Consider the following 18,703-nt stretch of genomic DNA (forward strand, 5'->3'; position numbering starts at 1 on the left):
ACCTGGACTCGGTGACCGACTCGATCGCCACGAGGCTCCGCCAGGACCCCACCATCGACGAGGTCGTCACCCTCGGCGCCCAGTTCGCGCTCGCCGCCGCCCTCTGTCTGACCGTCACCGGCTGCTCGCTGTCCGGCGGATCGCAGGCCGATTCGGACAAGGACGCGTCGGGGCCCTCCGGGGGAATGAAGATCGCGCTGATCACGCACGGCGCCGAGGGGGACGCCTTCTGGGACCTGGTCCGCAAGGGCGCGGAGGTCGCGGCGGCGAAGGACGGCGTCGAGCTGACCGTCGTCAGCGACCCTGACGGCGCCGGACAGGCGAAGCTGGTGCGGGACGCGATCGCCGAAAAGGTCGACGGCATCGCGGTGACCCTCGCCAAGCCGCAGGCGATGCGCGGCGCGGTCGCCGAGGCCCGCGCGGCCGGGATACCGGTGGTGGGTCTCAACTCCGGTATCGACGCCTGGCAGGCCCAGGGGCTGCTGGCCTTCTACGGCCAGGACGAGAGCGTCGCCGGCCGGGCGCTCGGCAACGAACTCGACGCCCGCGCGGCCAAGCACGCCCTGTGCGTCATCCACGAACGCGGCAACGTCGCCGTGGAGGCCCGCTGCGCCGGTGTGCGCAAGACCTTCGCCGGACAGACCGACAATCTCTACGTCGACGGCACCGACCTGGACTCGGTGACCGACTCGATCGCCACGAGGCTCCGCCAGGACCCCACCATCGACGAGGTCGTCACCCTCGGCGCCCAGTTCGCGCTCGCCGCCGTGGACTCCGTGGACGACGCCGGCAGCAAGGCCCAGGTCGCCACCTTCGACCTCAACGAGGACCTGGTCGAGGCGGTGAAGGACGGTGACGTCCAGTTCGCGGTGGACCAGCAGCCCTATCTCCAGGGCTATCTCGCGGTCGACGGCCTCTGGCTCCACCGGACCAACGGCAACATCAGCGGCGGCGGAGTCGAGCCCGTGCTCACCGGTCCGGCGTTCGTCACCAAGAGGAACATCGCGGGAATAGCCGAGTTCGCGGCGAACGGCACCCGTTGACACCGGCAAACGGAACCGTCCGTTCGGACATGACCGCGCCCCAGAACCCAAGCATCCGGAACGGTCGTGTAACGGCGACCCCAAACTTCCGGCCACCCCTGCGACGTGCGTTCACTTGTGCGGATAACATCCTGCGCATCCCCTGTGCGCCGCACTGACAGGTGTCCACCCACCCTCCCCGGACCCCTGTCGCCCCGCTCCCGATCCCTTCCGCTCCCGCCAACCGCCCAAGGACGACGATGCCCCCACGGTCCGGCGCCCGGCGCCGTCTCGGCTCCATACGTCTCTCGCTGATCCTCCTGGCTCTGATCCCCAGCGTCACGCTGGCCGCGAGCTGGGGTGTGACGACGACCCAGATGTTCTCGGAGGGCCTGCGGCTGCGGACGCAGACCGGACTGAGCAAGTCCACCGGCGCCATGGGAACCGACGCGACCCTCGCACTCCAGCGCGAACGCGCCCTGTCGGCCGCCTACATGGCGGCCCCGGGCAGCTCCATGGCCGCTCTGGAGCAGCAGCGCCGGCAGACCGACAAGGCGGTCGCGAAGCTCGCCGCACGCGCGGGCGCCATCGAGGACGCCCCCGACCGCATCGGCGACCGGCTGTACTCGGTGATGGCCGGCTCCGGCAGCCTGGAGTACTACCGGGACCAGGTGGACAGCCCCACCGACATCACCCCCGAGCAGATCCTCGACCAGTACACCGACATCATCGACGACCAGATCCACGCCTTCCAGGCGCTCTCCCAGGTCGACGACGGCGACCTCACCTCGCAGGCCGGGCCGCTCGTCACCCTCGAACAGGCCGCGGAACTCGTCTCCCAGGGCGACGCGATCCTCACGCTCAACTGGCCCTCGGGCGAACTCGACGAGGCGAGTCGCAGCCGCTTCGCCCAGGTGGTCAGCGCCCGGCGCTGGCTCGTCGACGACCAGCTCATCCACACGGTGGAGGGCGAGGTGAAGACCAAGATCGAACGGATCGTCCAGGGCAAGGACTGGCAGACGTTGCAGGCCGTGGAGGACCAGGTCCTCTCGGCCCACACGACGGGCACCGGCCAGTCGCGCAGAACCAGACTGCCGCAGGCCCAGGCCAAGTGGGACGCCGCGATGACGCGGCTGTCCACCCAGTACGAGCAGCTCATCCGCGCGGAGACCCGGACCCTGCTGGACCGCAGCGGCGAGGAAGCCCGCGAGCTGCTGATCACGGCCGGTTCACTGAGCGCCGGCGGGCTCGCCGCGCTGCTGGTGTGCGTCGTGATGTCCTGGCGCATCACCCGCTCCCTGTCCCGGCGGCTCACCGGCCTGCGCACGGCCACCCTCAGCCTCGCCGAGCACCGGCTGCCCGACGTCGTCGCCCGCCTCGACCGGGGCGAGAAGGTCGACGTGGACGAGGCCGCGGCGCCGCTCGACTACGGCACCGACGAACTCGGCCAGGTCGCCAAGGCGTTCAACGCCGCCCAGCGCACCGCCGTGCACACCGCCGTCGAACTCGCCGACACCCGGCGCGGTTTCCAGCGCGTCATCCTCGGCATCGCCCGGCAGAGCCAGAACCTGGTCAACCTCCAGCTCACCAAGCTCGACAAGCTGGAGCGCCAGCACCAGGACCCGGAGATCCTCAAGGGACTGTACGAACTGGACTCCACGGCGAGCCAGTTGCGCCGCTACGAGGAGAACCTGGTCATCATCAGCGGCGAGCGGCCCGGCCGCAGCTGGACCGAACCGGTCGCGCTGATCGACATCCTGCGCAGCGCCGTCGGCGAGGTCGCCCAGTACCAGCGGGTGGAGGTGCACACCGACGACGAGGTGTGGATCGCCCCGCCCGCCGTGGCCGACGTCATCCACCTCCTCGCCGAACTCATCGACAACGCCACCTCGTACTCGCCAGCGCCCAGCCCGGTGAGCGTCCGCGCCGCGATCGTCGCCAAGGGCCTCGCCCTCGAAGTGGAGGACCGCGGGCTCGGCATGTCCGAGGACGACTACGCCGCGTTCAACGCGCAGCTGGCCGTGCCCCCGCAGTTCGACGTGGTCGCGCTCGCCGACGACCTCCGGCTCGGCATGTTCGTCATCGCCCGGCTCGCCAACCGGCACGGCATCACCGTCACCCTGCGCGCGTCGCCGTACGGCGGCACCACCGCGATCGTGCTGATCCCGGACGAGATCGTGGTGCGCGAGGCCCCGGTCCCCGACGAGGACGGCACCGAGCCGGTCGAACCGCCGTCCCGTACCTCGCTGGTGGCGGCCCGGGTGGCCGCCGCCGCGGCGGAGCCCCGGCCCGAAGCCGTACGGCAGGACGCGGACCGTACGCCGGAGGAACGGTCCGCCGCGCACGCGCGGGCAGCCGACACCGTCGAGGGCGCGAACGGGACACGGCCGGCCCCCGCCGGTGATGTTCAGGCCGGGAAGTCCCAGACCGGGGAGCCCCGCGCCGGGGGGTCCAAGACCGGGAAGTCCCGGGCCGGGACGTCCCAGGCCGGGAAGAAGGGCGGACTGATGCCGTTGCCCCGCCGGATCCCGCAGACCAGTCTGGCGGCGGAGCTGAAGGAGGAGGAGGCGGGGCTCTACCCCGACGGCGACGCCGACGACTTCACCGCCGAGCGGGCCGCCTCCTCGCTCGCCGGGTTCCAGCGCGGAACGCTCCAGGCCCGTGACGACGACGCGGAACCCGATCACGCACCAGGGGAGGAAACCCCATCCGAAGACCCAGGAGACCGAGTCCCCGCCTCCGGCACCTGACGTCCCCACGACTCCCTCCCTCGCAGACCGCTCATTGAAGGACACACAGATGACACGCCCCATCCCCGCCACCCACAGCCAGCTCGACCAGCTGCTCACCGGACTGGTGGACCGGGTCGCCGAGGTCGACCACGCCGTCGTGCTCTCCGAGGACGGACTGGTCGTCAGCAAGTCCACCGCGTTCCTGCGCGACGACGCCGAGCGGCTGGCGGCGACCGCGTCCGGCCTGATGAGCCTCAGCAAGGGCGTCAGCATGGACTTCCGCGGCGGGCCCGTCCGCCAGCTGCTCATCGAGATGGGCAACGCCTTCCTCATCCTCACCAACGCCGGACCCGGCGCCAACCTCGCCGTGCTCACCCGGCAGGGCGCCGACGTCGGCGTGGTCGCCTACCAGATGAACATGCTGGTGAAGAAGATCGGCGAGCACCTCAGCGCGGCCCCACGCGCCGGTGTCGTCGCGGCCGACAGCGGCGAGTGAGGTGAACGGAGGCGACGCGGCGGGCCGGCTGGTTCGCCCGTTCACCCTGACGGGCGGCCGGACCCGGCCCGCCCGTGGCGACTTCACCCTCATCACCATGGTGACGGCCGTGGACCCGCAGCCGGCCGGGGGCGCCCGGCCGCAGCCGGAGCACGCGCGGATCGTCAAGCTGTGCGCGAAGCCGATCGTGGTGGCGGAGCTGGCCAGCAAGCTCGACCTCCCGGTCAGCGTGGTCGCCATCATGCTCTGCGACCTGCTGGAGGCGGGCCGCATCAGCGTCCGCCAGCCACGGCTGATCGCCCGCGCCCCCGACCTGGACCTGCTGAAGAAAGTGAGGGACGGCCTTGGCCGGCTCTGACCACACCGCACAGGGCATCGCGGCACCCGACACGGTGAAGATCCTCATCGCCGGCGGATTCGGCGTCGGGAAGACCACCATGGTCGGGTCGGTCAGCGAGATCGTCCCGCTGCGCACGGAGGAACCCCTCACCACCGCCGGGCTGGGGGTCGACGACCTCGACGGCATCCCCGAGAAGAAGGCCACCACGGTGGCCCTCGACTTCGGCCGGATCAGCATCGGCCAGGACCTCGTGCTCTATCTGTTCGGTACGCCCGGACAGCAGCGGTTCTGGTTCATGTGGAACGACCTCGCGATCGGCGCCCTCGGCGCGGTCGTCCTCGTCGACGTACGCCGCCCCGAGTCCAGCTTCGCCGCCATCGACTTCTTCGAACGCCGCAAGATCCCCTTCGTCATCGGCGTCAACGGCTTCTACGGCGAACACCCCTACGAGCCCGACGACATCCGCGAGTCCCTGGCCCTCCCCGAGAACACCCCGGTCCTCCTCTTCGACGCCCGCGAACGCACCTCGTGCCGCGACGTCCTGATAGCCCTCCTGGACCAACTGATCGCGGCGTCCGCGCGCTGACGGCCCGGACGACCCGGACGGCCGCGACGGCCCTACGGACGGACCTCGTCGCGCACCATGCCGGCCACATGGTCGGTGATCGTGTCGAGGATGCTCGTCCAGGCCGCGTCGTCGCCGAGGACCAGGAAGTTCAGGGTGAGACCGTCGGTCATGGCGGCCAGGTAGCGGGCCAGGACCGGGACGGGCACGGTCAGTTCGAAGCCCGTCGACCGCCGCAACTGTTCGATGAGGTCGGCGTAGGTGTCCTGGTACATCTCGTACTGCCGCCGGGCCAGGTGTTCGAAGCCGGGCTCGCGCAGGGCGTACTGGGTGAGCTCGTAGGTCAGCATGTGTTCGCCCGGGTGGGCGGAGACATGGTCCCAGTAGGCCTGGAAACCGGCCCGGACGGTCTCCCTGAGCGTGTCCCGGGGCCGGATCGCCTCCCGTACGAGGGTGACGTAGTGCCCGGTGATGGTGGTGATCACGGACTCGATCAGTTCCTGCTTCGACTCGAAGCAGTAGTGGAAGACGCTCAGTGACACGCCCGCCTCGGCCGCGATGGACCGGGTCGTCGTCCTGGGGACGCCGTCCCGGGTCATCGCGCGGATCGCGGCCTCGGTGAGCTGTCTGCGCCGCTCGGCCGACGGCAGGCGTGCCATATGAGCCCCTCTTTCCCCCGTGGTGTGCGGTCAGCCGCTGTGGACGCCGACCTCGTAGAGGGAGTAACCCCAGTCCGTGCCGCGGTCGGTCCCCAGCATTCGAACATATCGGGCCGACACCGGGGAGAACGTGGCCGTGTCCAGACCGCCGTCACCGGAGGTCGTGGACCACACGGTCCTCCAGGTCGAGCCGTCCGTCGAGACGTCGATCCGGTACGCCTTGCCGTAGGCCCGCTCCCAGTCCAGCGTGACCTTCTTGATCACGCGCGAGGAGCCGAGGTCCAGCTTCAGCCACTGGCTGTCGCTCCAGTCGCTCGCCCAGCGGGTGCCGCCGTCGCCGTCCACCGCCCGGCCGGGCTGGTAGCTGGTGACGGGGTTCGACTCGGACGAACTGGCCGTCGCCGGAACGCCCTTGGCGAGGTTCACACCCGCCTGGTGGGCCTCGGAGGCACCCCAGGTGCCCAGGTAGGACTCGGCGCCCTTGAAGAGGTCGTCCACCACGCCCTGACCGCCGACGAGCCTGATGTCCTCGATCCAGTCCGGGATCATGCCGACGTGTGCGGCACCGTCGGTGTTGTAGTTCCAGGTGCGCTGGCCCGTGGTCTGCCTGTCGATCGTCGAGCCGCCGTCGGCGCTCTTGAAGGGGTACTTCACCGGGTTGGAGGTGTTCGCGCCGCGCGGGGCGGGGTGGTCACCGATGCCGTTGAAGTCGGTGCCGTAGCCGTAGCCCACGTCGTACTTCGTCCGCAGTGCGTCCGTGCGCTTCGCCTCCGCGCTGAACTCCTCGGAGCCGTGCATGTACTGGGCGACGAAACCGCCGAGCGAGTAGACCCGCTCCGTCCAGTTGAGGTCCATCCAGCTGTGCGAGGACAGCACGCCCGGGTAGGACGCGGCCTCGAACATGTCCAGCACCTGGCCGGTGGCCTTGACGCTCATGTGGTCGATCTCGAGCATCATCTTGCGCTTCATCATGCCCTGCACGGCGTACTCACCGAGATCGGTCAGCCCTCGTACGTTGCACTGCGCGTTCTCGTCGTACTCCGGCACCTCGGTGCCCGCCGGCAGGTCCTCCTCGGCCTCCGTCGACGCCCCACCGATCGGGTTGTCCTTCTGCGGGCCCTTGCACTTCTCCGTCTGCCAGAACGTGCCGGTCGACAGGAACTGCCCGACGTTGATGGCCGTACCGAGACCGTGCTCGTCGAAGCGGACGCCGCACAGCGCGTTGTCGAACTTGTGGCACAGGAACATGCTGCGCACACCCAGGTCGTACAGCTCGTCGAGCCCCTTGTCGATGTCCTCCTTGCTGCACTGCGCGATGTCGAGGATCTGCTTGCAGCCGAACGGCTCGGAGGTCTCCACGCCCAGGACGACGGCGAGCTTGCCCTGCTTGACGACCTCACGGGCCTGCGCGCTGTCGGTGACGATCCGGAACCAGCCCTTGCCGGTGCCGCCGTACTGCGCGTCGATGTACGCCTGGAGGTCGTACGTCAGCTTCGCCTGGAGCCGGATCGAGGTCATCTCGTCGCAGCTGCGGTCCTTGAACGGGTAGATCGAGCAGATCATCCCGTTGGTGACCAGGTCGTTGACCAGCACCCGCTGACCGCCGCGCCAGGCGCGCTCGATCCAGGCGTAGTAGTTGGCCTGGTGGGTCATCGAGTCGTACGCCGGCCAGTCCTTGAACGTCGGGTAGCCGACCGGGTCGTGCTTGCCGTCGCCGCCGTGGGTGATGTAGTCGAAGATCGCGAGGGAGCCGTCCGGGTAGTGCTCGGGACAGTCCTTCAGCGCGTCCGCGATGCCGGACGTCGAGAACACCTTGCCGCAGATGAGCCGGCCGCCGAACGCCTCGTTGGAGAACAGGTGGTTGTGCGCGTCGACGAACCCGCGCACGTCACCCGCCGAGTCGGTCCCCTTGAACGGCTCGCCCGTCACGTTGATCTGGGAGTCGGGCGACGGCCGGGAGGTGGGTAGCCACCAGTCGCCGGTGGCGGCCGAGCTCGACGACGGGCTGAGCAGCATGCCCATCGTGGTCAGGAACAGTGCCAGCACCATGAGGGGTCTGCGACTGCGGTGGGCGCGTGGAGTCCTGGTCATACTCACGTCCTCGGTCGGGGAATGCGCGGTCGATCGGCCAGACCGTTCCGGGACGCGGTGAACACCCACGACGCCATAGTCCGATTGTCATGGCTGGCACAAGCGATGTGACGAGAATCGCCATTGGGGTGACCCGAGTCAATAGTCCGGGACGGTTGACCTGGTGCGCCGCGACCTCACGACGGGGTGACGCTTCGTCACATGCTCGTGCGGAGGGGAGCGTTGCCCGAGGTCGTCGCGGGGTCCCCCTCCGCCGTCTCCGCTGTCACCGGCCGGGGCCCACGCTCACGCCAGCGTGCGTACCGACTGGCGGATCACGAGCTGCGTGCTCAGCACCACGTGGTCGTCGCCGCCCAGGCGCTCCTCGCGCTCCAGCGCCAACCGGACCGCCGTGCGCCCCAGATCCTCGTACGGCACCCGCACCGTGGTCAGCGCGGGCGTGAGGTCGGCGGCGAACGGGACGTCGTCGAAGCCGATCAGGGAGACGTCACCCGGGACGTCGAGCCCGGCCTCGCGCAGGGCGGCGAGCGCGCCCGTGGCCACCATGTCGGTGCCCGCGAAGACCGCCGTGAAGTCGAGACCGGCGGCCAGCGCCTCCCGAGTGCGCTGGTAGCCCGAGACCCGGGTGTACGGGCCCGGCAGCTCCAACTCCTCGGCGTGCTCGACGCCGTGGGCGCGCAGCGCGTGCAGGAAGCCGTCCCGGCGCTGGTCGGCCGTGCTGAGCCCCGGATCGCCGCCCAGGAAGAGGACGCGGCGGTGCCCGGCGGTCAGGAGGTGGTCGGTGGCCTGGAAGGCGCCGCCCCGGTTGTCGTACTGCACCACCGTGACCGGCAGGGCGCCCGGGAGCGGCGGGCGGCCCACCAGCACCAGGCGCGAGCCGGCCGCGTCCAGCGCCGTCGCGTACTCGGCCATCCGCCGCCGGTACGCCTCGTCCTGCTGGGCGCCGCCGACGAGGAGGACCGCCGCCGCGTGCTGCTCGCGCATCAGCTGCACCAGGTCGTCCTCGCGGGCCGAGTCGTCGTGCGTGGCGCACACCAGGCTCAGTCGGCCCCGGTCGGCGGCCGCCTGCTCCACCCCCGCCGCGACGTGGGCGAGGGAGGGGCCGGTGATGTCCTTGATGACCAGGGCGACCGGGCCGGCGACGCGGCCCGACAGCGCCTTGGCATGCACGTTCACCACGTAGTGCAGGGACTCGACGGCCGCCATGACGCGGGCCCTGGTCTCCTTGGAGACCGGGTAGTTACCCGCGAGTGTGCGGGAAACGGTTGCTACGGATACCCCGGCCCGCGCGGCGACATCCCGAATCGTGCTGGGCCGCTCGCCGCCCGAGGTGTTGCTCCGTCGACGCCTGCCACCGCTTGCTTCGGTGCTGCTCCGGCGACCGTTTTCATTGACCGTCACGGTTCGACGTTACTGCATGAGAGGCGGATGGCGGCATGCGGTTGCGGAACTGGGACCCCGAGAAAGGGTAAGCGTTTACTCCCCGCTGTTCGGGACCTTCCATCAGTGCGACGCCTCGCCCGCCGGGACCGCGGCGGGCGCGGTGCCGGTGGCGGGTCCCGGTACGGCGGGGAGCGGGGCGGGGACGCGGCGGCGGCCGGCCAGGCGGCAGCCGAGGCAGTCGGCGTGGCCGCCGCGTGCGGAGCGGTCGCGGACCCGGAGGCTCCACTGGGCGCGGGGCCGGGGGCCCGGCGGCTTGCCCCAGCCGGCGAGGTGCAGGACCCAGGTGACGACGAGTGCCGCGACCGAGATGACGGCGCCCAGGGCGAACCCCGGGGTCCAGCCGCATACGCCGAGGCCGAGTGCCGTCGATCCCACGGCGGCGATGGCGGTGCCGGTCCAGCCGGCCACGGTGTGGCCCTCGTCGTACAGACTCATGGTGTCCACTCCCCTCGCGCGCCGGGGCGCGCCACGGCATGCCGTGGCCACGCCCACGGCGCCGTAAGATGTCTTAGTGAGTAAGGAATCTAGCTTGCCCCGGAGGTGATTTCAATGGAGGCCGAGCGCCGCCCGACCGTTCCTGACGCGATCGGTGCCATGGACGGCCTGATCGCGACGATGATCGTCGGCCAGCAGGAGTTCGCCCGGAACCTCGGGTTGAGCGTCACCGACCTGGTCTGTTTCGCGTACGTCCTGGAGGCCGGGGACGCGCCGGTCACCGCGGGTGATCTGGCCACGCGCGCGCATGTCACCACGGGAGCGGTGACGGGTGTGCTCAACCGTCTGGAGCGCGGCGGCTTCGTGACGCGGCAGCCCGATCCGGCCGACCGGCGCCGGGTCCGGGTGATCGCGGTCCCGGACGCCGCGGAACGGGTGGTGGCCGTGTACGGCCCGTTCTACGCCCGCCTCGCCGAACTCTTCGCCGGGTACTCGCCCGACGAACTGGCCCTGCTCGTCGACTGGTTCACGCGCGCGGGCGAGCTGGCGCGGGGGTATCTGGAGGAGTCCGGCTGATGCGGGCTGAGTCCAGCTGCTGCTGGCTGAGTCCCGCGAGCGGGGCTGTCCAGGAGGGCTCCTGCGCCGTGACCACACCAGCCACGCAGAGGCCGTCTCCGTCGCGGACGTCGTTCTCGCCGGCTGATCCTGCTGTACTCGAAGCATGAGGAGGATGTCGCGGGATTGATCTTGTTCCCGGGCGATGGAGACACCTCCGGTCCGGACGTCGGCTGGTCCTACGGCGGCTTCGCCGCCTTCAGGGCACGGCTGGCACAGGCCGAGGGTTTCACTCTCTCCGATATGTGGGGCTTCGGCGGAGAGCGTCCTTGGAACGATGTCTCCACCCCGCTGAAACCACTCCTCGATCGCCCGGACGACGGCGGCGGTGAACTCTCGGCTGCCGAGTGCGCCGCGATGCTGGCCCGGCTGGACGCGATCACGGACGAGTGGCGGCGACAGGCCGACGACCCTCTCCTTCGACAGCACGCCGAGGACGCCGGACAGTTGGCGGTCGTCCTGCGTCGTTGCGTCGAGAAGGGCGTCGGACTCCTTTTCCTCTGACGCCGAGAAGTGCTCGGTCGCCCGCCACCGCGCAGCTTGCGGCCTGGAACAATGCCCTTGCTGCGGTACTGCCCGGTCGGCGATGCTGTGCCGATGCCGGGACAGCGGAAGAGGAGACGCCTGCAGCAGGACGCGAGGTGGCAGGCTGCTGCTCGCACTGCTTCGGACACGGGAAGCTGGCACGTGCTCTTCGAGACTCAGGACGAGGCGGAATGGCGTGCTCACCTCCGTAGCCTGCGCGCGGGTAAGGAGAGGATCGACTGGGCGATGACCAGGATCGACACCTTCTGCGGGCGACTGGTGCAGCCGACCACCTACCGGTTGAGCGTGTTCGTCCCGGACCCCGCGCGCCATCCCGACCGAGGCCGCCCCGATCATTGATCGGACGACGGCACGAGTCCGACGTCAGCGGCTCATCGCCCTTCGCGCCAGTGCTCGAAGCGCGGTTCGGGCGTGAACTCCATGCTGTACGAGGGGATTTCCTCCGTGAGGAGTCTGCGTAGGAACTCGACCATGCCGCAGGGGACGACCTCGCAGGTCTTCGAGCCATGACGCGCGAAGAGCAGGACGGGCCACTTGTCGGGGTCCGGATCGATGGTCAGCCAGCACAGAATGTCGGCGTGAGACGTGCTGCCCCAGGCGAGGATGTGCTCCGGGTCCAGGTCGAGATCCTCCTGGTCGGCGCCCTCTTCCTCCCAGGTCAGACGGGCGTTTCCGGTCTCGTCCTCGAAGTCGTCCGGGGAGTGCTCGTAGGCCCCGGTGGGAAACGGCCCGAGGATTCCGAGCTCGCCGATCTCCTCCTCCGAGCCGATTCCGCCGACGCCGTACACGGCCATGAAGTCCATGTAGTCCCGGGGGAACCTGGTCCCCCACTTCGCCTCGGCCGCCTTCCAGTCGATGTCCTCGCCCGCGCCAGGGGGCGGAGGCAGCAGCTGCTGCAACGCGGTCACCCCTGTTGGTTCTGCCATGCCGGTCCGCCCCTCACATCAGGTCTGCGAGAGTTTAGTACTCCAGTGCGGTTTCATGATCTATCCAGCGGGCTCGCCGACGGCTCGACGGTGATGGTGCCGTCGGCGGGCTGTTCCTGGCGGAGCGAGCGTCGGCTGCCGCGTGGTGGCGCTCGCGGGAAACGGTGCGGACGGCGGCGCCCGCGCCCCACCGCCGTCGACATGGAGCGAGGCTCCGGTGATGCACGACGGCGGCCCTCTCATGACAACGGTGCCGTCGAGCCCCTGATCACCACCTTGCAGGGGAGGGTCTCGACTCCGGTGCGGGGCGTGCCGGCTATCGCGGTGAAGAGGGCATGGGCGGCGACGCGGCCGACCTGTTCGAGGTTCATGTCTACGCTGGTCAGGGGCGGTCGTGAACCGGCGGTCATGATCTGCCAGTTGTCGAAGCCCATGACGGCGATGTCCTCGGGGACCCGGTGGCCGCGTTCGCGCAGGACGTCCATGACGCCCCGGGCGATCTGGTCGCTGCCGCAGAGGACGGCGTCGATGTCGGGGTGCCGGTCCAGGAGCATCGCGGTGGCGGCCCGGCCCCAGCCCTCCGACCACGCGCCGTACCGGGGCTCGCCGATCAGGGAGAGTCCGGCATCGGCGAGCGCGGCCCGCGCCCCGGCCGCCCGGTCCCGCGCGGCGAGGTAGCCGGGGTCGCCGGTGATGTGGGCGATCCGGGTGCGGCCGCAGACGAGGAGGTGCTCCACGGCGATCCGGCCGGCGCCGACGCTGTCCGGGACGACGGAGAAGTCCGCCGGGTCGTCGGAGGGGGCGTAGGCGTAGACGACGGGGACGGGCAGTTCGCGGCCCAGGGAGGGGCGCGGGTCGGTACGGCTGCCGACCACGATGAGACCGTCGACGCGGCGGCCCAGCAGGGCGCGCAGATGGTGCTGTTCGCGGATGGCGTCACCCCGCGCGTCGCACAGGAACACCGCGACCTCACCCGCGCCGAAGGCGTCCTCGGCACCCATCAGGATCGGTATGCCGAATCTGCCCTCCAGGTCGCTGGTCAGCAGCCCCACGGTGCCGGTGCGCCCCGCGAGCAGACCGCGTGCCACCTGGTTGGGGCGGAACGACAGCCGCTCGGCGGCCTCGACGACCCGTTGCCTGGTCTCCGCGCGGACCTGGCTGCGGCCGTTGAGCGCCTTGGACGCCGTGGCGATCGAGACGCCCGCCAGGCGGGCGACGTCACCGAGCGTGGCGGGCTGCGAACGAGAGGGGCCGGTGGCCTGTGCCATGGGTGATCTCCTGTCTCGCCACGCGTGTCGACCTCGCCGAGGATGACACGCCCCTCCCGGAACCTTACGGGAAACGTTTCGGTCTGGATGCCCCCACGGTTTTCGTCAGCAGTCGACAACCGCTCTCTGCAAGGGGATTGACGGGTATTCGGGTGCCGCCTAGCGTCTCAGAAAGCCTTTTCGGTTTCTTTCGTCTCCGTCACCCGGTACAGCGCCACCGCTCTGTGACACCACTTTGTGACAAGGGGGATCGAACATGGGGAGCACGGTCGGACCACGTGGCCGCGCGGGGCGTCTCGCCACCGGGGCCGTCGCACTGCTCGCCGCCGCGAGCCTGGTCACCGCCTGCGGGTCGGGCGACGGCGATTCGGGCGGTGGCGGCGGTGGAGGCGGCGGAGCGGCGAACGCCACCGGCGTCGACGACGGCGCCACCCTCACGATGTGGACGCGCGCCGCCACCCGGCCGCAGAGCGAGGCCCTGGTGAAGGCCTACAACGCGAGCCACAAGAACAAGGTCGAGCTGACCGTCGTCCCCACCGACGACTACCAGGCCAAGGTCGGCGCCGCCGCCGGCTCCCGCGACCTGCCCGACCTCTTCGCCTCCGACGTGGTCTTCGTCCCCAACTACACCTCCAGCGGCCTCTTCGCCGACCTCACCGAACGCATCGAGGCCCTGCCCTTCGCCGAGAACCTGGCGCAGTCGCACATCGAGGCGGGCACGTACGAGGACAAGAAGTACGTGGTGCCGCACACCCTCGACCTGTCGGTGCTCTTCTACAACAAGGACCTCTACCGCAAGGCGAAACTCGACCCCGAGAAGCCGCCGACCACGCTGAGCGAGTGGGACGAACAGGCGCGCGCCGTGGACAAGCTCGGCGGAGACGTCAACGGCACCTTCTTCGGCGGCAACTGCGGCGGCTGCGGTGTCTTCACCTGGTGGCCGTCCATCTGGGCGGCCGGTGAGGAGGTCCTGAGCGAGGACGGCACCGAGGCGCTCCTCGCCTCCGCCACCGCCAAGAAGGTGTACGACACGTACCGGGGCTGGGTGGACGACGACATCGTGGCGCCCGGCGCGAAGGACGAGACCGGCACGACCTGGACCGGGATCTTCCCCAAGGGCAAGGTCGGGGTCATGCCGATGCCGTCGACCACGCTCGGGCTGATGCCCAAGGACCTCGACCTCGGTGTCGCCCCGATCCCCGGCCCCGACGGCGGCAGGTCCACCTTCGTCGGCGGCGACGCCATCGGGGTCTCCGCGACCAGCGAGAAGGCCGACCAGGCCTGGAACTTCCTCGCCTGGACCCTCGGCGACAAGGCGCAGGTCGATGTCGTCGCCGCGAACAAGGATGTCGTGGCCCGCACCGACCTGGCGTCCAACAAGCACTCCGCCGCCGACCCCCGGCTCGTCACCATCAACGAGCTCGTCGCCGACGGGCAGACCCCGTACGCGCTGAAGTTCGGCCAGACCTTCAACGACCCCAACGGGCCCTGGCTGACGCTGATGCGCGACGCCGTCTTCGGCGACGGCACGTCCGTGGACAAGGGCAACGAGGCGGTCAGCGCGTCGCTGGCCGACTGAGGGGGCGTTGCCGTGCAGGTGGCCGACCGAGGAGGGGCGTACCCGTGAAGGTGGCCGACCGAGGAGGGTCATGCCAGTGAAGGCGGCCGAGTCCGCGCCCGCCGCGCACCAGCCCCGGCCGGAGCACCGGGACCGCCCGGCGCGGGCGCCGCTGCCGCGGTGGCGGTCCCGTCAGGTCAAGGGGCTCGCCTACGCGGCGCCCACGGCCCTGTTCGTCGCGGTCTTCTTCGTCCTGCCGCTCCTGCTCGTCGGACAGATGTCGCTCAGCGACTGGCCGCTGCTCGCCGGGGACCGGGGCGTCAACGCCCCCGAGAACTACACCGACGTCACCGACACCACCCTGTTCTGGCCCGCCGTCCGCTTCACCCTGCTCTACACGGTGATCGTCACGGTGATCCTGCTGGGCCTCGCCCTCCTGCTCGCCCTGCTGGTGCAGGAGTCCCGCCCCGGCGCCGGCTTCTTCCGCACCGTCTACTTCCTGCCCGGCGCCCTGGGACTGGCCTCCGCCTCGCTGCTCTTCTGGGGCCTCTACAGCCCGACCACCGGCCCGCTCGGCGGCATCCCCGAGAAGCTCGGTCTCACCGACGGGCCCGTGTCGTTCCTCGGTTCACCGACCTCCGCACTGCTGTCGACGGTGTTCCTCGTCGTCTGGAAGTTCGCCGGCTTCTACATGCTGATCCTGCTCGTGGGCCTGCAGCGCATCCCCCACGAGGTGTACGAGGCGGCCCGGATGGACGGCGCGAGCCGCGCCCAGATCTTCCGCTCCATCACCCTGCCGCTGCTGAGGCCGTCGCTCGCCCTGTCGCTCCTGCTCTGTGTGACCGGATCGCTCCTGGCGTTCGACCAGTTCTTCGTCCTCACCAAGGGCGGACCGGACAACAGCACCGTCACCGTCGTGCAGTTGATCTACCGCGAGGCCTTCCAGCGGATGGACCTCGGCACGGCCGCGGCCCTCTCGATCCTCGTCCTGGCCGCGCTGCTGCTGCTCAACGTCCTCCAGTTCCGCGGCCTGCGCCGCGCCGACGAATCATGAGAGGGGACAGGACCGTGCTCGCCCGCGCCCTCGGCCGGACACCGCACTACGTCGTCGCCGGCGGTCTCGCCGTCATCTTCCTCTTCCCGCTGCTGTGGAACACCTGGGCGTCCGTCAGCCCCCAGCCCGGCACCGCCCAGGAATCCGGCCACGGCCTCGGCAACTACCGGACCCTGCTGGAGTACGACGCGGGACTGTGGCAGTACCTGCTGAACAGCACGGTCGTCTCCGCGCTGACCGTCGCCCTCACCCTCGGCGTCTCCCTGCTCGGCGGCTACGCCTTCGCCCGCTTCGACTTCCCCGGCAAGAACCTGCTGTTCCTGCTGACCCTCGCCATCCTCATGGTCCCGTACGCCACCCTGCTCATCCCGCTGTACGTCCTGCTCGGCAGGCTGCACCTGCAGAACTCGCTGATCGGGCTGAGCCTCGTCCTCGCCATGTTCCAACTGCCGTTCGCCACCTTCATGATGCGGATCTCCTTCGAGGCGGTCCCGCGCGAACTGGAGGAGTCGGCGCTCGTCGACGGCTGCGGCACGGCGGGCGCGCTGCGCCGGGTGCTCCTCCCGGCGGTACGGCCGGGGCTGATCACCGTGGGCCTCTTCGCGTTCCTCGCCGCCTGGAACGACTTCATCGCACCCCTGATCCTCATCTCCGACAGCGAGAAGGCGCCCCTGCCGCTGGCCGTCGCCAACCTGCGGCAGCAGAGCATGGGCGCCGTCGACTACGGCGCGACCGAGGCGGGCGTGGTGGTGCTCGCCGTGCCGTGCCTGCTCCTCTTCCTGCTCCTGCAACGGCACTACGTCCGGGGCTTCATGTCGGGCGCGCTCAAGGGCTGACGCGTCCGCGTGACCCGCACGCCCACGACCCGCACGCCCACGACCCGCACGCCCACGACCCGCACGCCCACGACCCGCACGGCTCAGCGACGACCGAAGGGACGAACCGGAGGCATGAACAGGTGAGGGAGAACGCGGTGATGTCATCCGTCCTGCCCGTGGCGCCGACCCGTGGCAGGCTGCGGCCGCTCGGCCTCGACGAGGTCAGGATCACCGGGGGCTTCTGGGCCCGGCGACGGCACACCAACACGACCGCCACGCTCGACCACTGCCGCGACTGGATGGACCGCGTCGGCTGGACCGGCAACTTCCGGGCCGCCGTCGAGGGCAGGATCGAACGGGACCGGCGCGGCCGGGAGTTCGCCGACTCCGAGGTCTACAAACTCCTCGAAGCCCTGGCCTGGGAGGCCGCGAACGGCGGCGGCGCCCCGCTGGACGACCGGATCACCGCCCTCACCGACCTCGTCGCCCCCGCCCAGGACCCGGACGGCTACCTCGGCACCGCCTTCGGCCGCCCGGGACAGCCCGCCCGCTACAGCGACCTGGAGGAGGGCCACGAGCTCTACTGCCAGGGGCACCTGATCCAGGCCGGCGTCGCCCAGGCCCGTGCCCGGGGCGAGGGCGAACTCGCCAAGGTCGCCCAGCGCGCCGCCGACCATGTGTGCGCCACCTTCGGGAAGGGCGGCATCGAGCGCGTCTGCGGCCACCCCCAGATCGAGTCGGGCCTCGTGGAACTGGCCCGCCTCACCGGCCGGCAGCGCTACCTCGACCAGGCCGCGCTGTTCGTCGACCGACGCGGCCACGGCACCCTCACCGAGGGCGAGTTCGGCCGCGCCTACTTCCAGGACGACGTCCCCGTACGCCGGGCCACGGCCCTGCGCGGCCACGCCGTCCGCGCCCTCTACCTCGCCGCCGGGGCCGTCGACGTGGCCGTGGAGACCGGCGACGACGAGCTGCTCGCCGCCGTGGTACGCCAGTGGGAGGCCGCCGTCGCCCGCCGCACCTACCTCACCGGCGGCATGGGCTCGCACCACCGCGACGAGTCCTTCGGCGACGACTTCGTCCTGCCCCCGGACCGCGCCTACTCCGAGACCTGCGCCGGGGTCGCCTCCGTGATGCTCGGCTGGCGGCTGCTGCTGGCCACCGGCGAGCCCCGCTTCGCCGACCTCGTCGAACGGACCCTGTTCAACGTCGTCGCGACCTCCCCTGCCGAGGACGGCCGGTCCTTCTTCTACGCCAACACCCTGCACCGGCGGCACCGGGGCGTCGCACCGTCGCCGGACACCGACAGCCCGCGCGCCGACTCGGGGCTGCGCGCCCCCTGGTTCGCCGTGTCGTGCTGCCCGACCAACGTCGCACGCACCCTGGCACAGCTGCCGGCCTACCTGGCGACGGCGGACGACGAGGGCCTCCAACTGCACCAGTACGCCGACGCCGACATCGCCACCTCCCTCAGCGGCGGCCGGGGCGTCGCCCTGCGGGTCCGCACCGACTACCCCGCCGGCGGGACCGTGACCGTCCGGATCGGCCGCTCCCCGGCGGAGCCCTGGACCCTCTCCCTGCGGGTGCCCCGGTGGGCGACGGGCGCCACCGCGTCACTCACCGACCCGGGCGGGGTGCGCCGCCCGGTCGCCCCGGGCACGGCGACCCTCACCCGGGTCTTCCGGCCCGGTGACGAGATACGCCTCGACCTCCCCGTCGCCCCGCGCTGGATCCGCGCCGACCCCCGCGTCGACGCCGTACGCGGCACGGTCGCCGTGCAACGCGGGCCGCTGGTGTACTGCGCCGAGTCGGTCGACCTGCCGGAAGGCAACGATGTCGACGCGGTACGGGTGGACACGTCCGTCGACCCCGAGGACGGGCCGGGCGGTACGGAGGGCACGGCCGGCACCGTCGTGGTCGCGGGGGAGGTCGTCGCGGACGCGGGGCGGAGCGGGGAGGCGTGGCCGTACGAGCCGTTCGGGCACGCCCCGGAGAAGGGCCCCGCCGAGCGCTCCGGGATCGTCCTGGTGCCCTACCACTCCTGGGCCAACCGGGGCCCTTCGACGATGCGGGTGTGGCTGCCGACGACCGAGGAGGGGCCGACCCAGGGCCCGGACGGCGGCACCGGATCCGAC

18 protein-coding genes are annotated in these 18,703 nt (G+C 70.8%); 12 read left to right on the plus strand and 6 right to left on the minus strand.

Annotation, left to right across the window (positions count from 1 at the left end; all coding sequences use genetic code 11):
- Positions 1-53: 53 nt before the first annotated feature.
- From P1P70_RS22970 to P1P70_RS22990, 5 genes are all read left to right on the plus strand, one after another.
- Positions 54-1,043 carry a substrate-binding domain-containing protein gene (locus tag P1P70_RS22970; protein WP_319240730.1) on the plus strand — a complete coding sequence of 330 codons (990 nt, stop codon included), beginning with the start codon at positions 54-56 and terminating at the stop codon, positions 1,041-1,043.
- A 239-nt stretch (positions 1,044-1,282) separates the two neighbouring features.
- Positions 1,283-3,772: a nitrate- and nitrite sensing domain-containing protein gene (locus P1P70_RS22975; RefSeq protein ID WP_319240705.1), complete on the plus strand. Its 2,490-nt coding sequence runs from the start codon at positions 1,283-1,285 to the stop codon at positions 3,770-3,772.
- A gap of 49 nt (positions 3,773-3,821) precedes the next feature.
- Complete coding sequence (locus P1P70_RS22980; protein WP_020114533.1) at positions 3,822-4,250, plus strand: roadblock/LC7 domain-containing protein; 429 nt, start codon at positions 3,822-3,824, stop codon at positions 4,248-4,250.
- 1 nt (position 4,251) lies between these two features.
- The gene (locus tag P1P70_RS22985) at positions 4,252-4,608 is read left to right on the plus strand and encodes a DUF742 domain-containing protein (RefSeq protein ID WP_319240707.1); all 357 of its coding nucleotides are present in this window, start codon (positions 4,252-4,254) and stop codon (positions 4,606-4,608) included.
- Positions 4,595-5,176 carry a GTP-binding protein gene (locus P1P70_RS22990; protein WP_319240709.1) on the plus strand — a complete coding sequence of 194 codons (582 nt, stop codon included), beginning with the start codon at positions 4,595-4,597 and terminating at the stop codon, positions 5,174-5,176. Before P1P70_RS22985 ends, P1P70_RS22990 begins: the two co-directional genes overlap by 14 nt.
- A 32-nt stretch (positions 5,177-5,208) precedes the next feature.
- Here the strand turns inward: P1P70_RS22990 and P1P70_RS22995 are convergent, their stop codons facing one another.
- From P1P70_RS22995 to P1P70_RS23010, 4 genes are all read right to left on the minus strand, one after another.
- Complete coding sequence (locus tag P1P70_RS22995) at positions 5,209-5,814, minus strand: TetR/AcrR family transcriptional regulator (RefSeq protein WP_319240711.1); 606 nt, start codon at positions 5,812-5,814, stop codon at positions 5,209-5,211.
- Between the two features lie 30 nt (positions 5,815-5,844).
- On the minus strand, positions 5,845-7,905 hold the full coding sequence (locus tag P1P70_RS23000; RefSeq protein ID WP_319240713.1) for a discoidin domain-containing protein: 2,061 nt from the start codon (positions 7,903-7,905) through the stop codon (positions 5,845-5,847).
- 285 nt (positions 7,906-8,190) lie between these two features.
- On the minus strand, positions 8,191-9,306 hold the full coding sequence (locus P1P70_RS23005) for a LacI family DNA-binding transcriptional regulator (protein ID WP_413471529.1): 1,116 nt from the start codon (positions 9,304-9,306) through the stop codon (positions 8,191-8,193).
- A 102-nt stretch (positions 9,307-9,408) separates the two neighbouring features.
- Complete coding sequence (locus tag P1P70_RS23010; RefSeq protein WP_319240715.1) at positions 9,409-9,783, minus strand: HGxxPAAW family protein; 375 nt, start codon at positions 9,781-9,783, stop codon at positions 9,409-9,411.
- Between the two features lie 114 nt (positions 9,784-9,897).
- Here P1P70_RS23010 and P1P70_RS23015 point away from each other — a divergent pair, with 114 nt between their 5' ends.
- From P1P70_RS23015 to P1P70_RS23025, 3 genes are all read left to right on the plus strand, one after another.
- The gene (locus tag P1P70_RS23015) at positions 9,898-10,359 is read left to right on the plus strand and encodes a MarR family transcriptional regulator (RefSeq protein ID WP_319240717.1); all 462 of its coding nucleotides are present in this window, start codon (positions 9,898-9,900) and stop codon (positions 10,357-10,359) included.
- 165 nt (positions 10,360-10,524) lie between these two features.
- On the plus strand, positions 10,525-10,902 hold the full coding sequence (locus tag P1P70_RS23020) for a hypothetical protein (RefSeq protein ID WP_319240719.1): 378 nt from the start codon (positions 10,525-10,527) through the stop codon (positions 10,900-10,902).
- A gap of 183 nt (positions 10,903-11,085) precedes the next feature.
- Complete coding sequence (locus P1P70_RS23025) at positions 11,086-11,283, plus strand: hypothetical protein (RefSeq protein ID WP_319240721.1); 198 nt, start codon at positions 11,086-11,088, stop codon at positions 11,281-11,283.
- Between the two features lie 32 nt (positions 11,284-11,315).
- Here the strand turns inward: P1P70_RS23025 and P1P70_RS23030 are convergent, their stop codons facing one another.
- Complete coding sequence (locus tag P1P70_RS23030) at positions 11,316-11,870, minus strand: SMI1/KNR4 family protein (RefSeq protein WP_319240722.1); 555 nt, start codon at positions 11,868-11,870, stop codon at positions 11,316-11,318.
- 239 nt (positions 11,871-12,109) lie between these two features.
- Entirely contained in the window at positions 12,110-13,138 is a 1,029-nt protein-coding gene (locus tag P1P70_RS23035) for a LacI family DNA-binding transcriptional regulator (protein ID WP_319240724.1), read from the minus strand.
- A 256-nt stretch (positions 13,139-13,394) separates the two neighbouring features.
- Between P1P70_RS23035 and P1P70_RS23040 the strand changes: the two genes are divergently transcribed.
- From P1P70_RS23040 to P1P70_RS23055, 4 genes are all read left to right on the plus strand, one after another.
- Positions 13,395-14,717, plus strand: coding sequence for a sugar ABC transporter substrate-binding protein (locus P1P70_RS23040; protein ID WP_319240726.1), 1,323 nt, complete (start codon positions 13,395-13,397; stop codon positions 14,715-14,717).
- 70 nt (positions 14,718-14,787) lie between these two features.
- A complete protein-coding gene (locus P1P70_RS23045; RefSeq protein ID WP_319240728.1) occupies positions 14,788-15,750 on the plus strand; it encodes a sugar ABC transporter permease in 963 nt (320 codons plus the stop codon).
- Between the two features lie 14 nt (positions 15,751-15,764).
- Positions 15,765-16,586 carry a carbohydrate ABC transporter permease gene (locus tag P1P70_RS23050; protein WP_319240734.1) on the plus strand — a complete coding sequence of 274 codons (822 nt, stop codon included), beginning with the start codon at positions 15,765-15,767 and terminating at the stop codon, positions 16,584-16,586.
- 140 nt (positions 16,587-16,726) lie between these two features.
- Positions 16,727-18,703, plus strand: a 1,977-nt coding sequence (locus P1P70_RS23055; RefSeq protein WP_319240736.1) for a glycoside hydrolase family 127 protein, incomplete at its 3' end; no start/stop codon positions are given.

This window comes from Streptomyces sp. MB09-02B (assembly GCF_033794485.1).
Lineage (GTDB): Bacteria > Actinomycetota > Actinomycetes > Streptomycetales > Streptomycetaceae > Streptomyces.